This is a genomic window from Nocardia nova, from assembly GCF_002933465.1.
Classification (GTDB): domain Bacteria; phylum Actinomycetota; class Actinomycetes; order Mycobacteriales; family Mycobacteriaceae; genus Nocardia; species Nocardia nova_B.
Genome location: NZ_PSZE01000031.1, coordinates 31497 through 50477, shown reverse-complemented (window position 1 = coordinate 50477; position 18981 = coordinate 31497). Strand labels below are relative to the sequence as shown.

At 69.2% G+C, this 18981-nt stretch carries 16 protein-coding genes and 1 pseudogene; 10 read left to right on the top strand and 7 right to left on the bottom strand.

Features of this window, described 5'->3' with window-relative positions:
• Positions 1–134: 134 nt before the first annotated feature.
• The 3 genes from C5E41_RS27625 to C5E41_RS27615 are packed head-to-tail and all read right to left on the bottom strand — an operon-like array spanning position 135 to position 2342.
• Positions 135–977 carry an SCO1664 family protein gene (locus tag C5E41_RS27625; protein ID WP_104378663.1) on the bottom strand — a complete coding sequence of 281 codons (843 nt, stop codon included), beginning with the start codon at positions 975–977 and terminating at the stop codon, positions 135–137.
• 6 nt (positions 978–983) lie between these two features.
• Entirely contained in the window at positions 984–1568 is a 585-nt protein-coding gene (locus tag C5E41_RS27620; protein WP_062964358.1) for a DUF3090 domain-containing protein, read from the bottom strand.
• 24 nt (positions 1569–1592) lie between these two features.
• Complete coding sequence (locus tag C5E41_RS27615; RefSeq protein ID WP_104378662.1) at positions 1593–2342, bottom strand: histidine phosphatase family protein; 750 nt, start codon at positions 2340–2342, stop codon at positions 1593–1595.
• A gap of 270 nt (positions 2343–2612) precedes the next feature.
• Between C5E41_RS27615 and C5E41_RS27610 the strand changes: the two genes are divergently transcribed.
• From C5E41_RS27610 to C5E41_RS27590, 5 genes are all read left to right on the top strand, one after another.
• Positions 2613–3575 carry an aldo/keto reductase gene (locus C5E41_RS27610; RefSeq protein ID WP_104378661.1) on the top strand — a complete coding sequence of 321 codons (963 nt, stop codon included), beginning with the start codon at positions 2613–2615 and terminating at the stop codon, positions 3573–3575.
• 73 nt (positions 3576–3648) lie between these two features.
• Positions 3649–4815 (top strand): heme/hemin ABC transporter substrate-binding protein, encoded by a 1167-nt coding sequence (locus C5E41_RS27605; RefSeq protein WP_219823262.1) that lies wholly within the window; start codon positions 3649–3651, stop codon positions 4813–4815.
• A gap of 377 nt (positions 4816–5192) precedes the next feature.
• Entirely contained in the window at positions 5193–6197 is a 1005-nt protein-coding gene (locus C5E41_RS27600) for a FecCD family ABC transporter permease (protein ID WP_439956446.1), read from the top strand.
• Positions 6194–7051: a heme ABC transporter ATP-binding protein gene (locus C5E41_RS27595; protein WP_104378660.1), complete on the top strand. Its 858-nt coding sequence runs from the start codon at positions 6194–6196 to the stop codon at positions 7049–7051. The genes C5E41_RS27600 and C5E41_RS27595 overlap by 4 nt, the downstream gene beginning before the upstream one ends.
• A gap of 159 nt (positions 7052–7210) precedes the next feature.
• Entirely contained in the window at positions 7211–8104 is an 894-nt protein-coding gene (locus C5E41_RS27590; protein WP_104378659.1) for a pentapeptide repeat-containing protein, read from the top strand.
• A gap of 16 nt (positions 8105–8120) precedes the next feature.
• Here C5E41_RS27590 and C5E41_RS35405 read toward each other — a convergent pair whose 3' ends face one another.
• The 4 genes from C5E41_RS35405 to C5E41_RS27570 all read right to left on the bottom strand — a co-directional run bounded on the left by C5E41_RS35405 (position 8121) and on the right by C5E41_RS27570 (position 11655).
• On the bottom strand, positions 8121–8336 hold the full coding sequence (locus C5E41_RS35405; protein ID WP_258081302.1) for a hypothetical protein: 216 nt from the start codon (positions 8334–8336) through the stop codon (positions 8121–8123).
• A 382-nt stretch (positions 8337–8718) separates the two neighbouring features.
• Positions 8719–10812, bottom strand: a complete 2094-nt coding sequence (locus tag C5E41_RS27580) for an MMPL family transporter (protein ID WP_104378658.1) — start codon at positions 10810–10812, stop codon at positions 8719–8721.
• Between the two features lie 7 nt (positions 10813–10819).
• On the bottom strand, positions 10820–11353 hold the full coding sequence (locus tag C5E41_RS27575; protein ID WP_104378657.1) for a hypothetical protein: 534 nt from the start codon (positions 11351–11353) through the stop codon (positions 10820–10822).
• Between the two features lie 56 nt (positions 11354–11409).
• Positions 11410–11655, bottom strand: coding sequence for a hypothetical protein (locus tag C5E41_RS27570; protein WP_258081301.1), 246 nt, complete (start codon positions 11653–11655; stop codon positions 11410–11412).
• 259 nt (positions 11656–11914) lie between these two features.
• Here C5E41_RS27570 and C5E41_RS27565 point away from each other — a divergent pair, with 259 nt between their 5' ends.
• From C5E41_RS27565 to C5E41_RS36060, 5 genes and pseudogenes are all read left to right on the top strand, one after another.
• Complete coding sequence (locus C5E41_RS27565) at positions 11915–12937, top strand: YncE family protein (protein ID WP_104378655.1); 1023 nt, start codon at positions 11915–11917, stop codon at positions 12935–12937.
• A complete protein-coding gene (locus C5E41_RS27560; protein ID WP_219823261.1) occupies positions 12937–13227 on the top strand; it encodes a DUF5703 family protein in 291 nt (96 codons plus the stop codon). Before C5E41_RS27565 ends, C5E41_RS27560 begins: the two co-directional genes overlap by 1 nt.
• A 3-nt stretch (positions 13228–13230) precedes the next feature.
• Entirely contained in the window at positions 13231–14325 is a 1095-nt protein-coding gene (locus C5E41_RS27555; protein ID WP_104378654.1) for a quinone-dependent dihydroorotate dehydrogenase, read from the top strand.
• 172 nt (positions 14326–14497) lie between these two features.
• Positions 14498–16330 carry an AMP-dependent synthetase/ligase gene (locus C5E41_RS27550; RefSeq protein ID WP_104378653.1) on the top strand — a complete coding sequence of 611 codons (1833 nt, stop codon included), beginning with the start codon at positions 14498–14500 and terminating at the stop codon, positions 16328–16330.
• Between the two features lie 129 nt (positions 16331–16459).
• A pseudogene (locus tag C5E41_RS36060) lies at positions 16460–18906 on the top strand (Tn3 family transposase).
• Positions 18907–18981 lie beyond the last annotated feature (75 nt).

Genomic DNA, 18981 nt, shown 5'->3' with positions numbered 1-18981 from the left:
CCCGTCGCGGGGTGTTCGCCACCACATCAGACCTCGGCCGGGGTGAGCGGTGTGGCGAAGTCAACCGTTGTACGCCGCGCGCACCGAATGCGGCGCGCACGTCGGCGGATCGGCGCGCCCGGATGCGCGCTGGCTCAGAACGCGGGCCAGGGAATGGGGCGAGAGCTGACCGGTTGCGGCAGCACCGGATCGTCCAGCAGCTCGCGGGTCCGCGCCTCCAGCGCCTCGATCTCGTCGTCGGTGATGTGTTCGGCCAGCGCCGAACCGATCGGACCCGAAATTCGGTCGGCGAACGCGGCGATATCGCCGAGCAGTTCCTCTCCCACCGGCTCGCCCGCCCAGCCCCACAGCACCGTGCGCAATTTCGGTTCGCTGTGCAGGCAGATCCCATGGTCGACCCCGTAGACACCGCCGTCGACGCCTTCGAGGGCATGCCCGCCCTTACGGTCGGCGTTGTTGAGCAACACGTCCAGCACTGCCATCCGGCGCAGCCGCGGATCGTCGGCATGGACCAGCGACACCCGTGCACCCGTGCCGTCCACCGCCCGCAGCACCTCCCGGAATCCGGCGGGCACCGCGCCGGCGGGCACCAGATCCACCAGATCCAGGCGTTCCGGCGCCGCCGCACCCGGGTCGACGGTCTCGATCCAGCGCTGCACCATGCCGGGCCCCAGCGGACCCTCCCGCAGGATCGTCTCCGGAATCACCGACCACCCCAGCGCCGCCGACACCAGATACGAGGCCACCTCGCGCCCGGCCAGCGTGCCGTCGGGGAAATCCCACAGCGGCCGCTCCCCGCGCACCGGCTTGTACACCACCCGCAGCGGCTCCGAGCCCCCGTCGACCGGCGGGGCGTCGATCTCACAGACCAGGGTCAGGTTGCTGGCGGTGGTCACCCGCCCGATGATCGACAACTCGCCGCTGTAGAGGCCGTCGCGGGCCGCGCCCTCGTCTGCGGCCGCCGCGCGCGTGGTCACCGGTGCTCAGTCCTCCAGATCGGTCGCGCCGAAGATGTCGCCGCGCTTGTAACCATTGGTGCGCACACACATGTGGCCCTTGGGCGAGAGCGGTTCCCCGCACAGCGGGCACGGCGGCCGGCCGGCCGCGATCACCTTCGCCGACCGCAACGCGAACTCGCGGGCCTGCTCCGGGGTCAGAAACACCCGCACCGCGTCGGGGCCTTCCTCGGTGTCGTCGAGCACCACCGATTCATCGACCTCGGTCTCGGTGATGGCCAGCAGTTCCACCACCACCGCGCCGGCATCCGCGTCCCAGCCCAAACCCATTGTCCCGACCCGGAATTCGGTGTCGATCGGCATCTGGAGCGGAGCCGTGTCGGAGACGTCCTCGGCCTGCGGCGGCACCGTCGCGCCGAACCGCCGCGCCACCTCGTCCAGCAGCAGACCCATCCGGTCGGCGAGCACCTTCACCTGCTGCTTCTCCAGCAGCACGCTCACCACGCGGGGTTCCTGCACGGCCTGTAGATAGAAGGCGCGATCCCCTGGCTCACCGACGGTTCCGGCGACGAAACGGTCGGGGGTGCGAAACACATGGATTGCTCGGGCCATCTGCACCTCCTGAAACCGACTGCATCACTGATTACGCTCGTTCCCCGAATCGGGGGGATCCGCAATATTCCCATTATCCGCCCGCGGCGCGGCGCCCACCTCACCGCCGGGGACGGGCCCGGCCCGCTGCTCGGACGGTTGTGCGACCGCGGCCAGCGCCGACAGGTCGGAGCCGGTGTCGTTGACCCGCCACACGTAGGGGGCGGCCGGGGTGTAGCGGACGACGCTGATGGAGGCCGGTTCCACCACGATGCGCTGGAACCCGTCGAGGTGGATGCCGAACGCGTCGGCCAGCAGCGACTTGATCACGTCACCGTGCGTGCAGGCCACCCACAGCACGTCGCGGCCGTGGCGTCCGGCGAGTTCGGTGTCGATCGCGCGGACCGCGGCCACCGCCCGGTACTGCACCTGGGCCAGTCCCTCACCACCGGGGAACACCGCACCCGAGGCGTGCTGCTGCACGACCTTCCACAACGGTTCCTTCACCAGCTCCGAGAGCAGCCGGCCGGTCCATTCGCCGTAGTCGACCTCGAGCAGGCGCTCGTCGGGTTCGGGTTCGAGGCCGAGTTTGTCGGCCAGCGGGGAGACCGTGCGCGTGCAGCGCAGCAGCGGGGAATGCACGATGTGCTCGATCGGTAACGGTGCCAGGCGTTCTGCCACCGCCAGTGCCTGCTCGGTTCCGCGCTCGGTGAGCTCGACCCCGGGACTGCGGCCGGCCAGCGTGCGCGCGGTGTTGGAGGTCGACACCCCGTGCCGCAGCAGGATCACCGTCATGGGACCAGACTAGGCGATCACCACCGCCGGGCTCGCGCCGTCACCGGCCCGCGGCCTCGCCCGCAGGACCCGACGATGCGGAACCAGCTGGTATGCAACCTGTTTCGCTGTCGGAGGAATCGGCGACCGGGATCGTGTCCCGGCCTCCCCGCACCGGCGGGCGCTGTGGTGCACCTCGCATCTTCCGGCGGTTCGCGAGCGGTATCCGTTTCCGGGACCGCTTGTGGCCCTAGGCTCGGACACTGTGACGAGAGCTGGGGCGGTGTGGTGATGGAACAGCGGGCGGTGGGCCGCAGTGGCCTGCGGGTATCGCGGATGGGACTGGCCACCCACACCTGGGGCCGGGAAACCGATGCCGAGGACGCGGCGGCGCAGCTGGTGGCCTTCGTGGAGGCCGGCGGAACGCTGGTCGACACCTCGCCGGTGTATCAGGGCGGCGCCGCGCAACGCATGCTCGGCGAGCTCGTGGGCGAGCTGGTGCCGCGCGACGATCTGGTGATCAGCGGGTGTGCGGGCTTGGTACCGGTGCCCGGTGTCACCGATCCCGACGGCGGACCCGTGGCCGGCATCCACTGGAGTGTGGACGCCTCGCGGCGCACCCTGATGCGCCAACTCGACCGCACCCTCGCCGAACTGGGCACAGACTATCTCGACATCTGGAGTGTGGCGGCCTGGGACCGGCACACCCCGCTCGACGAGATCGCGGCCACCCTCGACCACGCCGTGCGCTCGGGCAAGGTGCGCTACGCGGGGGCGCGCGGCCTGAGCGCGTGGCAGCTGGCGACCCTGGCCTCGGCCGCACCGATCGTGGCCGCGCAGTCACCCTATTCGCTGCTGGCACGCGGTGCGGAAAGTGAGCTGCTGCCGGCGGCCGGTTACCACGGGGTCGGATTGATCGCGGCCTCACCGCTGGCCGGTGGCATCCTCACCGGCAAATATCGCGACGGCGTGCCCGCCGACTCGCGCGGCGCCGACGAAGCGACCGCCGCCGAAATCCGCGAACGTCTCGACGAACACGCCACCCGGGTGGTGGACGCCGTGGTCACCGCCGCCGACGGATTGGGCACCTCCCCCCTGGCGGTGGCGGCGGCCTGGCTGCGCGACCGGCCGGGCGTCGCGTCGATGATCGTCGGCGCCCGTGATATCGGTCAGCTCACCGGCGTCCTCGCCGCGGAAACGCTGGAACTTCCGCGCGCGATCGCGGCCGCCCTCGACGACGTCAGCGGTATCTGAGCGGCCGGGCCGGCGGGACGTGCGCGCACAGGGCGATGACAACCGATCCGCGCGACCACTTAGGCTTGCCTACATGAGGTGTCTCGACGTCCGATGGACCCGCATCGCCTCCGCCGCGCCGGCGGGGCCCACCGAGCCGGGCGATGCGGCAACGCCGACGCTGAGGTCCGCGACGACCGCACGGAACCGTTCGGCATCGACCGAGCCGGGTGGATGGCAGCGGACGGCCCGCGCCGGCACCCGGTGGCTGCTCACCGTGCTCGGCGTCGTGCTCCTCGTCGGGGTCACCACCGCGTGCGGCGGCGGCACCTCGGGCGAGCGGCAGGGGGCGACCACCGCGACGCTGGCGAATCTGGATCCGGCGCCGATCGGCCCCGGGCCCGTACCTGCGCTGCCGGTCACCGTGCACTCGTTCGACGGCGCTGAGGTCACCGTCACCTCCGCGGACCGGATCGTGGCCGTGGACCGCTACGGCACCCTGGCCCAGACCGTGTGGGCGCTGGGCCTGGGCGCCAAACTGGTGGGCCGGTCGACGTCGGCGGCATTCCCCGCTGTGCGTGAGGTGCCCAACGTGGCGGGCGGCAACGGCAGCATCAACATCGAAGCCGTTGCCGCGCAACGGCCCACGGTCTTTCTCACCGACACCACCAGCGCCACCCCCACCATGCGTGATCAGCTGCGCGCGCTGGGCATCACGGTCGTCTATTTCGACCCGCAGCGCACCATCGACGGTGTCGGCCCGCAGATCCGGTCGGTCGCCGACGCGCTGGGCGTCCACGACCAAGGGGTGAAGCTGGCCGACCGCACACACGCCGAGATCGCCGCCGCCACCGCCGCGGTGCCGAAACGCCAGCCGCCGTTGAAGATCGGATTCGTCTACCTGCGCAGCACCGCGATCACCATGCTCGCCGGGCCCGGCTCGGGCGCCGATTCGCTGGTGAGCGCGCTGGGCGGCGTCGACGCCGGAACCGCGGCGGGGCTGACCGAACCGTTCACCACCATCACCAGCGAGGCGATGATCAGCGCCGCACCGGATGTGCTGCTGGTGATGTCGGACGGGCTGAAATCGGTCGGCGGCGTCGACGGCCTGGAGAAGGTGCCCGGCGTCGCCCAGACGCCGGCCGGGCGCAATCACCGCATCGTCGATATGTCCGATGCGGTGCTGCTCAGCTTCGGACCCGAGACCGGGCATGTGCTCGAAGCGCTGTCCAAGGCCGTCTACGGAGCCCAGCCCGCATGAGCCCCGGCGATTCGCCCGGTGAGGACTCGGCCGCCGATCCCGGTCGGCGACCGTCCGGGCCGCATGTGCATCCTTCTGCGGGATCCGTTGCGGCGCAACATATCTCGAGTCTGCCGGGTGCCGAGTCGAACGCGAACGGCGCATCCGATCCGCAGAACGGTGCGGGCGCACACACTTCCGGGCCCGATGCGCTCAGCGGCCGGAGCGCCGAACGGCCGACGGTCGCACCTTCTGCCGGGACCGGTGGCGGTGCGGCTTCCGAAACGCAGCGGGCAGAACCGCATCCGAGTTCGAACTCGGACCGTTCCGATGCCGGCGAAGCCGTCGTCGGTCCGCGCACACCACGTCGCCGGTCCCGCATCACCGTCGTCTTCGCAGTGTCGATCGCACTGCTGGTGATCCTGGCACTGATCTCGGCCGCTGTCGGACAGGTCCCCACGACCCCGCTCGAGGTGGCCGGCAGCGTGCTGCACCGGATCGGGCTCGACTGGGGGCCGATGCCGCACCACCCCGCCGGTGAGGTCACGCTGTGGGAGGTCCGGTTCCCGCGGGTGGTGCTGGCGATGCTGGTCGGTGCGGCACTCGCGACCGCCGGTGCGCTGCTGCAGGGCGTATTCGCCAATCCGCTCGCCGAACCCGGTGTGATCGGTGTGTCCGCGGGCGCGGCCGTCGGTGCGGGCGTGGTGATCGTGGTCGGTGGCGCGTTCGCGGCGGCCTGGTCGGTGGCCGGTGGCGCATTCGTCGCCGGACTGGGGACCACGCTCGCGGTGTATCTGCTGTCGCGCTCGGGCGGGCGCACCGAAACCGTGACGCTGGTGCTGACCGGTATCGCGGTGAACGCCTTCGCCGGCGGTCTGATGTCGTTTCTGCTGTTCACCGCCTCCCCCGCGGCCCGCGATCAGATCGTGTTCTGGCAGATGGGCAGCCTGAACGGCGCCACCTGGCAGGCGGTGGCCGTGGTGGCGCCGCTGGCCGCGCTGGGTGTGGCGGCGGCGGTCGCGATGGCGCCGCGCCTGGATCTGCTCGCCCTCGGCGAATCGGCGGCACGGCACCTCGGTGTCGACGTGGAACGATTGCGGCGCAACGTGATCGTCGTCGTCGCGATCCTCGCCACCGCCGGGGTGGCCTTCACCGGCATCATCCTGTTCGTCGGATTGATCGTCCCGCACGTGGTGCGCATGCTCGTCGGTCCCGCGCACCGGGTGCTGATCCCGCTGTCGGCGATTCTCGGTGCGGTGGTACTGCTGGCCGCCGACATCGGGGCCAGGACCCTGGTCCACAACGCCGATCTCCCCCTGGGCATGCTGACCTCCCTGGTCGGCGGTCCGTTCTTCTTCTGGCTGCTGCGCCGCACCCGCGCCCGATCGGGAGGCTGGGCATGACCGGCGCCGGGACGGCACGCGTGCGTGCATGGATCCGCACACTTCGTCCTGCCCACGGTCTTCCGCAGCCGACACCCCGCGGTGCGGTGACCCTGCGAGCGCGCGGGATCGATATCGCGCGCGGCGGGCGGCCGGTGCTCGAATCGGTCGACATCGACGTCGTCGCCGGACAGATCCTGGCACTGGTGGGGCCCAACGGGGCGGGCAAGTCGACGCTGCTGGCCGCGCTCGCGGGCGAACTCGAACCGGCGAGCGGCACAGTCGAACTCGACGGCCGGCCGGTCACCGATTGGACTCCCACCGATATGGCGCGCCGCCGCGCGGTGCTGCCGCAGAACCACACCGTCGGATTCCCGTTCACGGTCCGCGAGGTCGTCGCCATGGGCCGCTCGCCCTGGGCTCGAACCCCACGCCAGGAATTCGACGACCAGGTGATCGCCGCCGCGCTGGCCGCCACCGATATCGACCATCTCGCCGCACGCCCATTCCCGGCGCTCTCCGGCGGTGAGCGCGCCCGCGCGGCGCTGGCCCGGGTGCTGGCGCAGGACACCGAGACGTTGTTGCTCGACGAGCCCACCGCCGCATTGGATCTCGGCCATCAGGAACAGGTGCTGCACCTGGCCACGGCCCGCGCCGCCGAGGGCGCGGCTGTCGTGGTCGTGCTGCACGATCTGGGCCTGGCCGCCGCCTACGCCGACCGCGTCGCCGTGCTCGACGCAGGCCGCCTCGCCGCTGCCGGCCACCCCCGCGAGATCCTCACCACCGACCTGCTGACCCGGGTGTACCGTCACCCCGTCGAGGTCATCGACCACCCCGTCACCGGCGCCCAGTTGGTCCTGCCCGTGCGCCGCTGAACCCGGTTCAGTCCACGAGCACATCCGGGTGCCCGAACAGTGCGACCAGCGCCGGACCGTGAAATCGGTTGGTGCCGAGCGGTTTCGGCTTACAGTGATCGAGGGAGGCGGGGGTCGTAGGCCGACTTCGGGAGTCGCCTCCGAGAGGGGAGATGTGCGATGACGACGTCGAAGACGCCTGCGGAACCCGCCGGATCGAGATCCTGGCTGCGGCGGGTGGTGGATTGGCCCGGGTGGGCGAAGGTGGCGGCCATGGCGACAGCCGTCGGTACGCTCGGGGCGACACTCACCGCTGCCGTTGCCTTGTGGTTCACCGCTCAATCGCTGCGCGCGACGAACAATCAATACGCACTGTCCGAGCAGGTCGCGGTGACCGACCGTTTCCGGCTGGCCGCAGAGCAACTGGCATCCGACAAGATCAACGTCCGGATCTCGGGTATCTATCTGCTGGAAAGGCTCGCGAAGGACTCGACGGTGGACCATCCGACCGTGTTCTCCGTGCTCGAGGCGTTCGTGCGTACCCAGGCAGCCGCAACCGCGTGCGACGCCTCCGAGTCGCGGCCGGATACCGCCCTCGATCCGCCCGCCGACATCCAAACCGCGCTCACGGTCGTCGGCCGCCGTGACGCGGCTCGTGACGGCGGCCATCGAGTCGATCTCAGCCGCACCTGTCTGAACGGCGCGACTCTGAACGGTGCGCGGCTCGCCGGCGCGGATCTGACCGGCGTGCGCCTGATCGGCGCGGCACTCGGCCATGTCGACCTCACCGGCGCGAAGCTCAGCGGCACACGTTTCGCCTTCGCCGACCTCACCGAGGCGAATCTCGGCAACGACGACCTCACCGGCACCGACCTGCACCGAGCGAATCTCACCGGCGCGCGCCTGTCGGGCGCGAATTTGACCGGCGTCCACCTGACCAGCACGAAGCTCAACGAAGCCGACCTCGTCGGCGCGAAACTGACCGGCGCACTGCTCACCGGCGCGGACTTGACGGGGGTGAAATACGACGACGGCACCGAGTGGCCGGACGGGTTCGCTCCCCCGCCCCGGTGACTCGCCCCGCACCGGGTCAGCGCCGCCCGCGGAAGGTGCGGCGCAGGTCGTCTATCCACAGATCCGGGATCTCCCACGGGATGAAGTGGCCGCCGCGGTCGTGGACGGTGAGATTGACGTGGTTGTACCACTGGGCGCGGTCGCCGGTGCGGAAGTGCTCGACGCGGCCGTCGGTGCCGACACCGGGTGGATTCTCGTAGCCGACGAAGGTGATGCCGGTGGGCGCCTGCACGACCGGGAGGCGATCGTGCGAAGGCGTCCAGGGATAGCGATTGTTGTTGGCGTAGATGCGGATCGAGGTGCCGATGGTGTTGGTGGCCCAATAGATCGTGGCGTGGGTGAGCAGATCGTCTCTGAGCTGCGCGGTGACCAGCGCGCCGGCACGATCACGTCGAACGCCTCGGCTGGATCACCGCCGTGCGCACCAGGATCAGCCAGAGCCCCGCGCAGCGCCGGGCCCTGGCGGCAGCGCTGACACCGCGCATTCATCCCGGCCCGCTGCTGTGGCGCGAACGGTTTCCGGGAATTCAGGACGGGTTTCGCAAGGTCCGCACGAGCAGCGCCCAGCTCTGCGCGGTCGACGCGTCGGGCTGTCGGGCCGCCGTGCGAAAGACTCAGCGCCACACCACTTTCAGTACCGCCGGGGTCAGCAGCATGCGAATCACGGTGGCATCCAGGATCAGCGCCGCGATCATGCCGTAGGCGATGTATTTCATCAGCACCAGATCCGAGAATCCGAACGCACCGGTCACCACGATCAGAATCGCCGCCGCCGAGGTGATCACCCCGCCGGTATGGGCGATGCCGTAGCGGATCGCCTCCGCCGGCGGTGCCCCACCCGCCCGCGCCTCGGCCATGCGCGATTGCAGGAACACTTCGTAGTCGGTGGACAATCCGAACAGCACCGTCACGATCAGCACCAGCACCGCGAACATCAGCGGCCCAGGGGTGAAGCCGAACAGACCCGCGCCGTGGCCTTCGACGAACACCCACGTCAGAATGCCCAGTGCCGCACCGAGACTCAGCGCGCTCATCAGCACGGCCTTCAACGCCAGCACGATCGAGCGGAAGGCGATGTACATCAGTGCCAGGGCCGCGGTCGCCAGAATCGTTGCCAGCAAGGGCAATCCGTCGATGAGGCCGTGAATGGCGTCGCGCTCCAGGGCCGGCACCCCGGCGACCATCACCTGTACCCCGGGCGGATGCGGAATCGCGCGCAGCGCCGCGATGGCGGCGTCTGCGTCGGCTTTGCGCACCAGACCGGTGGACAGCACATTGATGCCGTTGGTCGTCGGCGCCGCCGCCTCGAACGGGCCGGTCAGCCCGGGTGCGAAATTGGCTTGGAACCGGATATCGGACAACTGCTGCGGATCCGCCCCCACGACCACCAATTTCAACGGCTCCGTGCGGAATTCGGGAAACAACGTGTCGAATTTCTCCTGTGCCACCCGGGCCGGGTTGTCGGCCGCCAGGTACCGCTCCGACAGCCCGCCGAATTCGATGTTGCGGAACGGGATCAACAGGAACAGCAGTCCGGCCACCACCGGCACGATCACCCGCGCGGGATGGCGCATCGCGAACAGCGCCAGCTTGGCGAAGAATCCGTTGTCGATCTCCTGGGCGCTACGGATCCCGGCGAACCGGTGCCAGCCCCACAGATCGATGCGCCACCCGACGATACTCAGCGCCGCCGGCAGTGCCGTCACCGACAGCAGTGCCGCCAGCAGTACCGAACTGATGCCGCCGTAGGGCACCGAGCGCAGCACCCCGTTCGGGTAGATGAACAGCGCCGCCAGGCTCACCGCGATGATCGCCGCGGAGAACAGCACCGTGCGCCCGGCCGTGGCGACCGTGCGCGCGGTCGCCTCCTCCACGCTGCGTCCGGCCGCCAGTTCCTCCCGGAACCGGGTCACCGCGAACAGGCCGTAGTCGATCGCCAGCCCCAGGCTCACGAGCGTGACCACGGCGCTGGCGAAGACGTTGACGTCGATGTGGTCGGTGAGCAGGCGCATCATGCCCTGACTGCCCAGGATGGTCATTCCGCCGATGAGCACCGGCAACAGCGCGCCGACGACGCCGCCGAACACGAAATACAGCAGCACGGCCACCACCGGCAGCGCGATCAGCTCGGCGCGGTGGATATCGTCCTGCATCCCGATATTGATGCCCTCGACCACCGGTTGCAGACCCGCCAGCTGTACCGTCGTACCGCCCGGTCCGCGCCCGGAACCGCCTGCGCCCACATCCTTTCGGATGGCGAGATAGTTGTCGACGGTGGCGGTGTCGGAGCCGTGCAGGCCGATGCTGGCGAAGGCGTGGGCGCGGGAGGCGTCGGCGAACTGCCCCATCATCGAGCCGTCGAAATAACTGTCGATCTTCTTGATCCGGTCCGGATACCGGTCGTGCAGATCCTTCAGCGCCGAGGTGATCGCGGTACGGATCGGCGGATCGTCGACGGTGTGGCCGGGTGGTGCGGTGTAGAGCACAATCACGTCGGCATCGGTGTCGCGGCCGAAGGTCTGGTCGGCGAGCTTGGAGGCGACTACCGATTCGCTGTGTTCGTCGAACCATCCACCCTGGGTCAGCCGGGAGCCCAGATCACGGCCGTAGAACCCCGAGACGGCCACGATCAATACAAGGATCGCGAACACCAGGTAGCGATGGTGATGAACGAATCGGCCCCAGCGCAGGAGAAACCCCTCGAGCATGCCGGGGTCAGCCGCAGGCCGGGGTGCGGTAGTCGGCCGAACGCAGAATTCCGCACAGATCGGTGCGCGAGATCTTCCACTTCCCGTCGATGTCGACGAAATGCACGATGGTGGTGCGCACGTTCTCGCCGCTGCCGTCCTTGTCCAGCCGCATCGTGGCGGTCAGGGTGCCGTCGTGGTTGTCGAATACCGGATCGACCACGCCGTAGACGGCGCGCGGATTGTCGTGCAGCGCCTTGTACATGTCGGGAATGGCGTCTTTGAACGCGGCACCGTCCTCGATCAGGTCGGTGCGTTCACTGTCGGGCAGCGAGGGATCCAGTGCGCGTTTGATCTGTAAATCCAGCTGTGCGGCGGTCGGCAGCGGCGGCCGGTTGGCGCTGCTGACGGCGGCCGCCTCCGAGGAGGAGGTGAGCGCGGCGTAGGCCGACGAGCGCGCCGCCGCCACCGAAGCCTCATCGGGACCGCTGTCGCAGGCGGCGATCACCAGCGCGAGCATCGTGATTCCGAATGCGCCGTGGACCGTGCGTCGCAATGCCATTACGTCCTCGAATGTGTCGAAGGTAACCGGTGGTTCCTCCAGTCTGGCATGTGTGATCAGCGACCTTCGATGACCGCGCTCAACCGGTTCAGCAACGCGCGCACCGTCGTGGTCGCCCCGCGCTGCTCCGGGACCGGCACGGCGGTCGGCACCAGATCACGCACCAGGGCGCGCACACTACGGGCGTCGTCGAGGTCGATATCGGTGACGGCGGCCTCGACCACGGCCACCACATCCTCCGGGCCGGGCACGTCGGTGGTGGTGTCGGCGCGGTAGATCTCGAGGGTGAGCGTGGAACGCACCGTGCGGAAAGCGAACGGTTGCCCCTCGGCCGTTCGGCCGAATCCGTGTGCGAACGGACCAACGGTTAAATCTTCAAGTGTGAATTCAGACGTGCGGTCTGTTTCCAACCGAGACTCCCCTGGTTCGACGTCCGATGCGAGGTATCCACGGTAACGGGTGAGGCGCGTCCCACGCCGGAACGACCCCGGTGACCGGGCCGCGTGTCCGATCATGGTCAGATGAAGCAGTACGCATGAGTCACACGAAGGAGTTCGGAGCATGCGGGGTTACCGGTCGGCACTGGGTGCCGTCCTCGCGGCCGCCGGTGCCGTCGTGCTGGTCGCGGGCTGTTCCTCCCACAGCGACGACACCACTGCCCCCGCGGCCGGCGCTCCCGGACGCGCCGCCACCGCGCCGGCGGCGGCCGCCACGCCCGCCGGAGCCGTCACCGCCTTCGGGCCGGTCGGGGCACTGCTCGCCGAACCCACCAGCGGCCGGGTGGTCGCCCTCGACCCCAACGGCCTCGGGTTACGCCTGGTCGACCCGGCCAATCCGGCGTCCGCGCGCGCGATCACCCTGCCCGCGCACGCCACCGGCCTCGCTCTCGGCGCGCCGGGCGAGGTGCTCGTCGGGGCCGGGCGGGAGGTGTTGCGCGTCGATGTCGCCACCGCCGCGATCCACCCGGTGCCGGTCGACGGCGACGTGCGCGCGGTCGCCGGGCGCGGGGACGGCAGTCTGGTGGCCGGACTCGACGGTGGCCGCGTGCAGATCCTCGACGCGGACGGGCATCCGAAGACAACCGTCGGCGGCCTGGGCGCCGTCGATGCGGTGGCCATCGCGGCGAACGCGGTCGCCACGCTGGATCTGGACCAGACCACCCTCACCGAACTCGACCTCGACCGCGACCGCCCTGGTCTGGCCCTGCGCGCGGGCCTGGGTGCCACCCATGTCATCAGCGACCACTACGGCCGCCTGCTGGCCACCGACACCTCCGGCGGCGCCCTGCTGGTCTACACGGCCGATCCGCTGCTGCTGCGCCAGCGTTTCCCGGTCGGGCCCTCCCCCTACGCACTGGCCTACGATGAACGGTCCGACACCGTGTGGCTCACGCTCAGCGGTAGCAACGAGGTGGTCGGTTTCGATCTGTCGACCGGTATACCGGAAGAAGTGGGTCGCTTCGCGACGGTGCGCCAGCCCAATTCGCTGACGATCGACAGCCACACCGGCGACATGTTCGTCGGGTCGGCAACCGGAGACGGTCTGCAACGCATCGGTGCGGACCAGAGGAAGAGAGGTCAGTGATGGCTCGAGCGCCTCGATACGAGTCGGCGTCCGGCGCCGCACACCACGACCGGCGCAGACGGTCGATTCCCGCGGAATGGGAGGAGACCAGCGAAGAAGGAGAATACGAGTACGTGCCGCTACGACTACCCCCGGACGTGAATCGGGTCACCGCGTCCATGCGCCTGGCCATCCAGGCCGAATTCGGCGGCTGGGAGCTCTCGCGAGTGCGCGCCTACACCGACGGCAGTCGGCGAGTGTTGTTGCGGCGGCGCAAAACCAGCTTCCCCGTGACCGAAACGGGGATGTGAGGGATGTATTCCTTATTCCTGCGGTTGCTGTTCCTGGTGCCGCCCGAGCGTATCCATCACCTCGTGTTCACCGTCATCCGGCTCACGACCGCTTTCCCGCCCACACGATGGCTGGCCCGCACACTCACCGCGGCCGGCGATCCGATCCTCTCCACCACCGTCTTCGGCGTCGACTTCCCGGCGCCGCTCGGGTTGGCCGCCGGGTTCGACAAGGACGCCGCCGGTGTGAACGCTTGGGGCGCACTGGGTTTCGGTTTCGCCGAGATCGGCACCGTCACCGCGCAGGCGCAGCCGGGTAATCCGGCGCCGCGACTGTTCCGGTTGCCGGCCGACCACGCGCTGATCAACCGGATGGGCTTCAACAACCACGGGGCGGCCGCGGCCGCAGAACGACTGGCCGCACGCCGCAGCGGTGGCGTGCCGATCGGCGCCAACATCGGCAAGACCAAGGTCGTGGAGCCCGAACACGCCGCCGAGGACTATGCGCTCAGCGCGCGGCTGCTGGGCCCGCTCGCGGACTTCGTCGTGGTCAACGTCAGCTCCCCCAACACCCCGGGGCTGCGTGATTTGCAGGCCGTGGAATCGCTGCGCCCGCTGCTGCGCGCGGTGATCGACAGCGTCGCGGCCGGCGCCGAACCCAAACCGGTCCTGGTCAAGATCGCCCCCGACCTGTCCGACGAGGACATCGACGCGGTCGCCGACCTGGCCGTCGAACTCGGGCTCGCCGGAATCGTGGCCACCAACACCACCATTCGCCGCGACGGACTGGCCACTCCGGCCGCCGAGGTCGCCGCGATGGGCGCGGGCGGGCTGTCCGGCCCGCCGGTCGCCGGCCGCTCGCTCGAGGTGCTGCGCCGCCTCTACGCTCGTGTCGGAGACCGGCTGGTGCTGATCTCGGTCGGTGGCATCGAGAACGCCGACCAGGCCTACGAGCGCATTCTCGCGGGAGCCTCGCTGCTGCAGGGCTATACCGGGTTCATCTACGGCGGGCCGTTCTGGACGCGCTCGGTGCATCGCGGCATCGCCGCCCGCCTGCGCGCGGACGGATACCGCAGCCTCGCCGAGGCCGTGGGCGCCGGCCACACCGCCCGCGCCTGAGCGCGGCCGGACCCACCCGCTCGCCGATCCCACTGCTGCGGCCGGTTTCCGGTGCGCGGAGCCGGTTGCTCCCGGCCGGAAGAGCCCCCCGAATGTCCGATTTCCCGTTTAGGATGGGTGATCCGCATCACGTCTCAGAGTGATGTTCGTGCACTGACCGGGAACAAGGGATATGACCACAGCAGAGATCGGCTACACCCACCACACCGGCGCCACGGTCCGCACCGTGCCAGAGGCCTTCCAGCAGACGGCGACACTACGCCCGAACCAGGTCGCGTTGCGGACCGTCGGCGGTACCCAGCAGATCACCTGGGCCGACTACGCGCGCCGGGTGCGCGCGATCGCGGCCGGGCTGGCGAAACTCGGTGTGGCGCACGGTGACACGGTCGGGATCATGCTCACCAACCGGCCGGAGTTCAATCTGGTCGACACCGCGATCCTGCATCTGGGCGCCACCCCGTTCTCGGTGTACAACACCAGCTCTCCCGAACAGATCGCGCACGTGTTCGGCAACGCCGAGAACGGCGTGGTCGTCACCGAACAGGCGTTCCTGGCGCCGATCACCGCCTCCGGGGTGCAACTCGAGCACGTGATCGTCGTCGACGGCGCCGCACCCGAGGTCGGGCTGACCCTCGATCAGGTCGAAAACGATCCGGCCGAGGATTTCGATTTCGACGCCGCCTGGCAGTCGGTGCGGCCCGACGATCTGGCCACCCTGATCTACACCTCCGGCACCACCGGGCCGTCCAAGGGCGTCGAGATCACCCACGCCAATGTCGTCGCCCAGATCGTCGCGCTCACCAATGGTGCCCTCGTCGCCGATATCGACGCCCGGGCGGTGTCGTACCTGCCGGCCGCCCATGTCGCCGACCGCATCTCCGGGCACTGCCTGAACCTGTTCACCGGCGTCACCATCACCTGCGTGCCGGATCCGCGCGAGATCGCCGCCGCCCTGCCCGACGCCCGGCCGACCTTCTTCTTCGGTGTGCCGCGGGTGTGGCAGAAGATCAAGGCCGGTGTGGACGCGGCGATCGCCACCGAATCCAGCGCGGTCAAGAAGGCGCTGGCACGATGGGCGATCGGCGTCGGCGTGGCCACCGCCCGGGCGCGACTGGCCGGCGGCAACGGCGGCCCGCTGCTGGCCGTCCAGCACACACTCGCCGATACGCTGGTGCTGTCGAAGTTGCGCGCCACTCTCGGCCTGGACGAGCTGAAGGTCGCCTCCTCCGGCGCGGCCGCGATCCCGCCGGAGACGCTGGAATTCCTGCTGGGGCTGGGATTCACGGTCAGCGAGGTGTGGGGTATGTCGGAGACCACCGGCGTCGGCACCTTCACCGAACTCGACAAGCCCCGCCCCGGATCGGTGGGCCGGGCCGTCGACGGGGTGGAGATCCGCCTCGACAGCGACGGCGAACTGCTCATCCGCGGCGGCATCGTCACCCACGGCTACCGCAAGATGCCCGAGAAGACCAGTGAGGCCCTCGATTCCGACGGCTGGCTGCACACCGGCGATATCGCGACCATCGATGGTGACGGCTACGTCACCATCGTGGACCGCAAGAAGGAATTGATCATCACCGAGGCCGGCAAGAACATCTCCCCCACCAATATCGAGAATTCGGTGAAGGCCGCCTCGTCGCTGATCGGCCAGATCGTCGCCATCGGCGAGTCCCGCCCGTACATTGCCGCGCTGGTCGTGCTCGATCCCGACACCGTCGCCGTGCGGGCGAAAGCGCTGGGCATCCCCGACGCCGATCTCGACGCCCTCGCGGCCCATCCGCAGATCCTCGAGGAGGTGCGCGGCGCGATCGTCGCCGGTAACGCCAAACTGTCGCGGGTGGAGCAGATCAAGCGGTTCCGCATCCTCGCGCGGGCCTGGGAACCCGGCGGCGTCGAACTCACTCCCACGCTGAAGTTGAAGCGCTCGCCGATCGCCGCCGAATACGCCGCCGACATCGCCGAGCTCTACACCGATCCGGTCCCCGAGGGAGTGCACAACCTCTAGTCGAATCGGTTTCGTACACACTCTGTTGGGGTTCCGGTAGTAATCGTGCGAAAAACAACAACAATGGCTTGACCAGACACGATGTGCCGTAGCGGCTCGGGCTGCGGACGGGCTCGGTTGGTGCTTGGCTTGGCTGCCGATGAGGTCAATCGGTGTGCTGGAGGTCAGGTTTCGTGGCGACACGGGTGTTCGCGGAAGTTGGAGCGGCTGCGGGAGTTTCCGGACATCAGCCGTGATGAGTTGTTCCGGTACTTCACGCTCACCCCTGCCGATATTGCGTTCGTGACGCCAGGCCGCTATTGCGTTCGTGACGCCAGGCCGCGGCCGCGGGCCCGCGGAGCGGCTCGGGCTGTCGGTGAGGTTGTGTTCGTTGCCGTGGCTGGGATTCGTCCCGGATCGGGTGGCCGACGCGCCGCCGGTGGCGGTGGCCAGGTTGGCGGATCAGCTGCAAGTCGATGCGTCGATGATTCGGTCGTAGGGCAAACGCGCGCAGACGCGCACCGAGCATCTGCGGTTGGCGGCGATGTATTTGGGATGGCGGCCGGCGAGCGCGATGGAGCTGAAGGAGCTGGACGAGTTCCTGCTGGCGCGGGCGATGGAGCACGATTCGCCGACGCTGCTGTTCCGGCTGGGGTGTGAGTACCTGCTGTCGGCCAAGGTGATCCGGCCCGGCCCGGACACTGTTGTACGCCGGGTCGTGCACGCCCGCGAGCAGGCGCAGCGCGAGACCTACGACCGGGTCTCGCACGAGCTGACCGCGCAGCGCTGCACCGAGCCGGATGCTCTGCTGGTCCCCGATGTGTCGATCGGGATGTCGCGGCTGCGCTGGTTGTCGACCGGTCCGGTGGAGGCTTCGGCGGCCGCAGTGCGCAGCGAGGTCGAGAAGCTGGGGTATCTGCGTGGCCTGGGCGCGGACACCGTGGACATGTCGGTGCTACCGGCCGAACGCCGCCGGTTCCTGGCGACGCTGGGGCGTCGGCTGACCGTGCAGGCGCTGGAACGCCGCGATCCGGAGCGGCGGTACCCGATCCTGTTGACGGTGGTGGCGCAGTCGGCGGTCGATGTCCTCGACGAGGTGGTGGCGCTGTTCGATCAGGCGCTGTCGGCGAAGTTCAGTGCCGCCGAGAACCGGATGAAAGAAGAACTCGCCGAACGCGGCAAGACCGGAGAGGACCGCCAAGCCCTGCTGGATGACCTGCTGAGGATCCTCACCGATCCGCAAATCCCTGACGAGGACATCGGCGGCATGATCCGCGGTGAGGACATCGGGTGGGAGCGGCTGCGTGCGGCAATCGCACAGGCCCGGCCGAGGCTGCCGCGCGATCACGGGCATCTGGCTGCGCTGGATTCGTCGTACACGTATCTGCGGCGGTTCACTCCGGCGGTGTTGTCGACGGTGCGGTTCGCCGGCGGGACATCGGCGACCGAGCTTCTGATCGCGGTGGACATGCTGCGCGAGCTGAATGCTACCGGCCGGCGGAAGGTGTTCGACGAGGCGCCGACCGGTTTCGTGCCGGCCAAGTGGCGCGGATACCTGGACGAGGCTCGCAAGTCCGGCAATGCTGTTGCGTACCGTCACTTTCGGGAGCTGTGTGTCCTGGTCGGGTTGCGGGACGGGCTCCGCACCGGGGACGTGTTCGTACCGGGATCGCGCCGCTACGCCGATCCGGCCGCCTGTCTGCTGACCCGTGATCAGTGGGAGCCGCAGCGCGCCGAATTCTGCCGTCTGGTCGACAAATCCGATGATCCGGCTCGCGCGCTGGCCACGCTCGTCGACGAATGGCACGAGGCGATGGGCGAGCTGGAGAAGGTTCTGGCCGAGGGCGACGGCCCGGTCCGCCTCGATGAGGGGGAGCCTGGTGATCTCGCCGTTGACGGCCGAAGACATCCCGTCCGAGGCGACGGCGCTCAAGAAGGATCTGGGCCGGATCACCTTGTACCGGCCGGGCCCGCGCACAGACGCCGAGGCCCGGTTCCCCACCGCGGGGCCGTTGCTGACCCGCAAGCTGAATCTGGACCTGATCGCCGAGCACTACGACGACCCGCTGCGGCTGGCCGGGTCGTTGAAGTTCAGGCATGCCACCGCGTCGCTGCTGGTGGGCAAGCTGTCCGCGTCGACTCGTGAGAACGCCCTGGCCGCGGCGCTGAAGGAATACGGCGCGATGCGCAGAACCATCTACGCAGCCCGGTATCTGTCGGATCCCGACTATCGACGCAAGATCTCCCGCCAGCTCAACAATGGCGAGTCGATCCACGCCCTCAAACGCGACCTCATCTACGCTCACGAAGGAGCGTTCCGGGCCCGGCATCTGGAAGCCCAGACCAAACAGGCATGGTGCCTGACCCTGGCCACGAACGCGGTAATCGCCTGGACCACAGAGTATTACGGCCTCGCGGTGGATCAGATGCGCCGGGAGGGCCGCCTCATCGACGAGGTGGTGCTGTCCCACATCAGTCCGGCGCACAGCGAGAACATCAACTTCTTCGGCGCGATCGAGGTCGATATCGACGCCGAGTTGGCCCAGCTCGGGCCGACCGGGTACCGGCCGCTGCGAGTGCGGGACACCCTGTTCTGACGTCGGTCTGGTTGATGTGCATGAAACAGTCGGCGGAGCTTTTGGGGCGAACTCGCGATCCTTCCTATCTCTGGG

Excerpts from the sequence above, each read along its gene's own strand:
- C5E41_RS27595 (WP_104378660.1), top strand. The coding sequence starts at position 6,194 with ATGACCGGCGCCGGGACGGCACGCGTGCGTGCATGGATCCGCACACTT.
- C5E41_RS27615 (WP_104378662.1), bottom strand. The coding sequence starts at position 2,342 with ATGACGGTGATCCTGCTGCGGCACGGGGTGTCGACCTCCAACACCGCG.
- C5E41_RS27575 (WP_104378657.1), bottom strand. The coding sequence starts at position 11,353 with ATGGCATTGCGACGCACGGTCCACGGCGCATTCGGAATCACGATGCTC.
- C5E41_RS27560 (WP_219823261.1), top strand. The coding sequence starts at position 12,937 with ATGGCTCGAGCGCCTCGATACGAGTCGGCGTCCGGCGCCGCACACCAC.
- C5E41_RS27610 (WP_104378661.1), top strand. The coding sequence starts at position 2,613 with ATGGAACAGCGGGCGGTGGGCCGCAGTGGCCTGCGGGTATCGCGGATG.
- C5E41_RS27565 (WP_104378655.1), top strand. The coding sequence starts at position 11,915 with ATGCGGGGTTACCGGTCGGCACTGGGTGCCGTCCTCGCGGCCGCCGGT.
- C5E41_RS27590 (WP_104378659.1), top strand. The coding sequence starts at position 7,211 with ATGACGACGTCGAAGACGCCTGCGGAACCCGCCGGATCGAGATCCTGG.
- C5E41_RS27555 (WP_104378654.1), top strand. The coding sequence starts at position 13,231 with ATGTATTCCTTATTCCTGCGGTTGCTGTTCCTGGTGCCGCCCGAGCGT.
- C5E41_RS27605 (WP_219823262.1), top strand. The coding sequence starts at position 3,649 with ATGAGGTGTCTCGACGTCCGATGGACCCGCATCGCCTCCGCCGCGCCG.
- C5E41_RS27580 (WP_104378658.1), bottom strand. The coding sequence starts at position 10,812 with ATGCTCGAGGGGTTTCTCCTGCGCTGGGGCCGATTCGTTCATCACCAT.
- C5E41_RS27550 (WP_104378653.1), top strand. The coding sequence starts at position 14,498 with ATGACCACAGCAGAGATCGGCTACACCCACCACACCGGCGCCACGGTC.
- C5E41_RS27620 (WP_062964358.1), bottom strand. The coding sequence starts at position 1,568 with ATGGCCCGAGCAATCCATGTGTTTCGCACCCCCGACCGTTTCGTCGCC.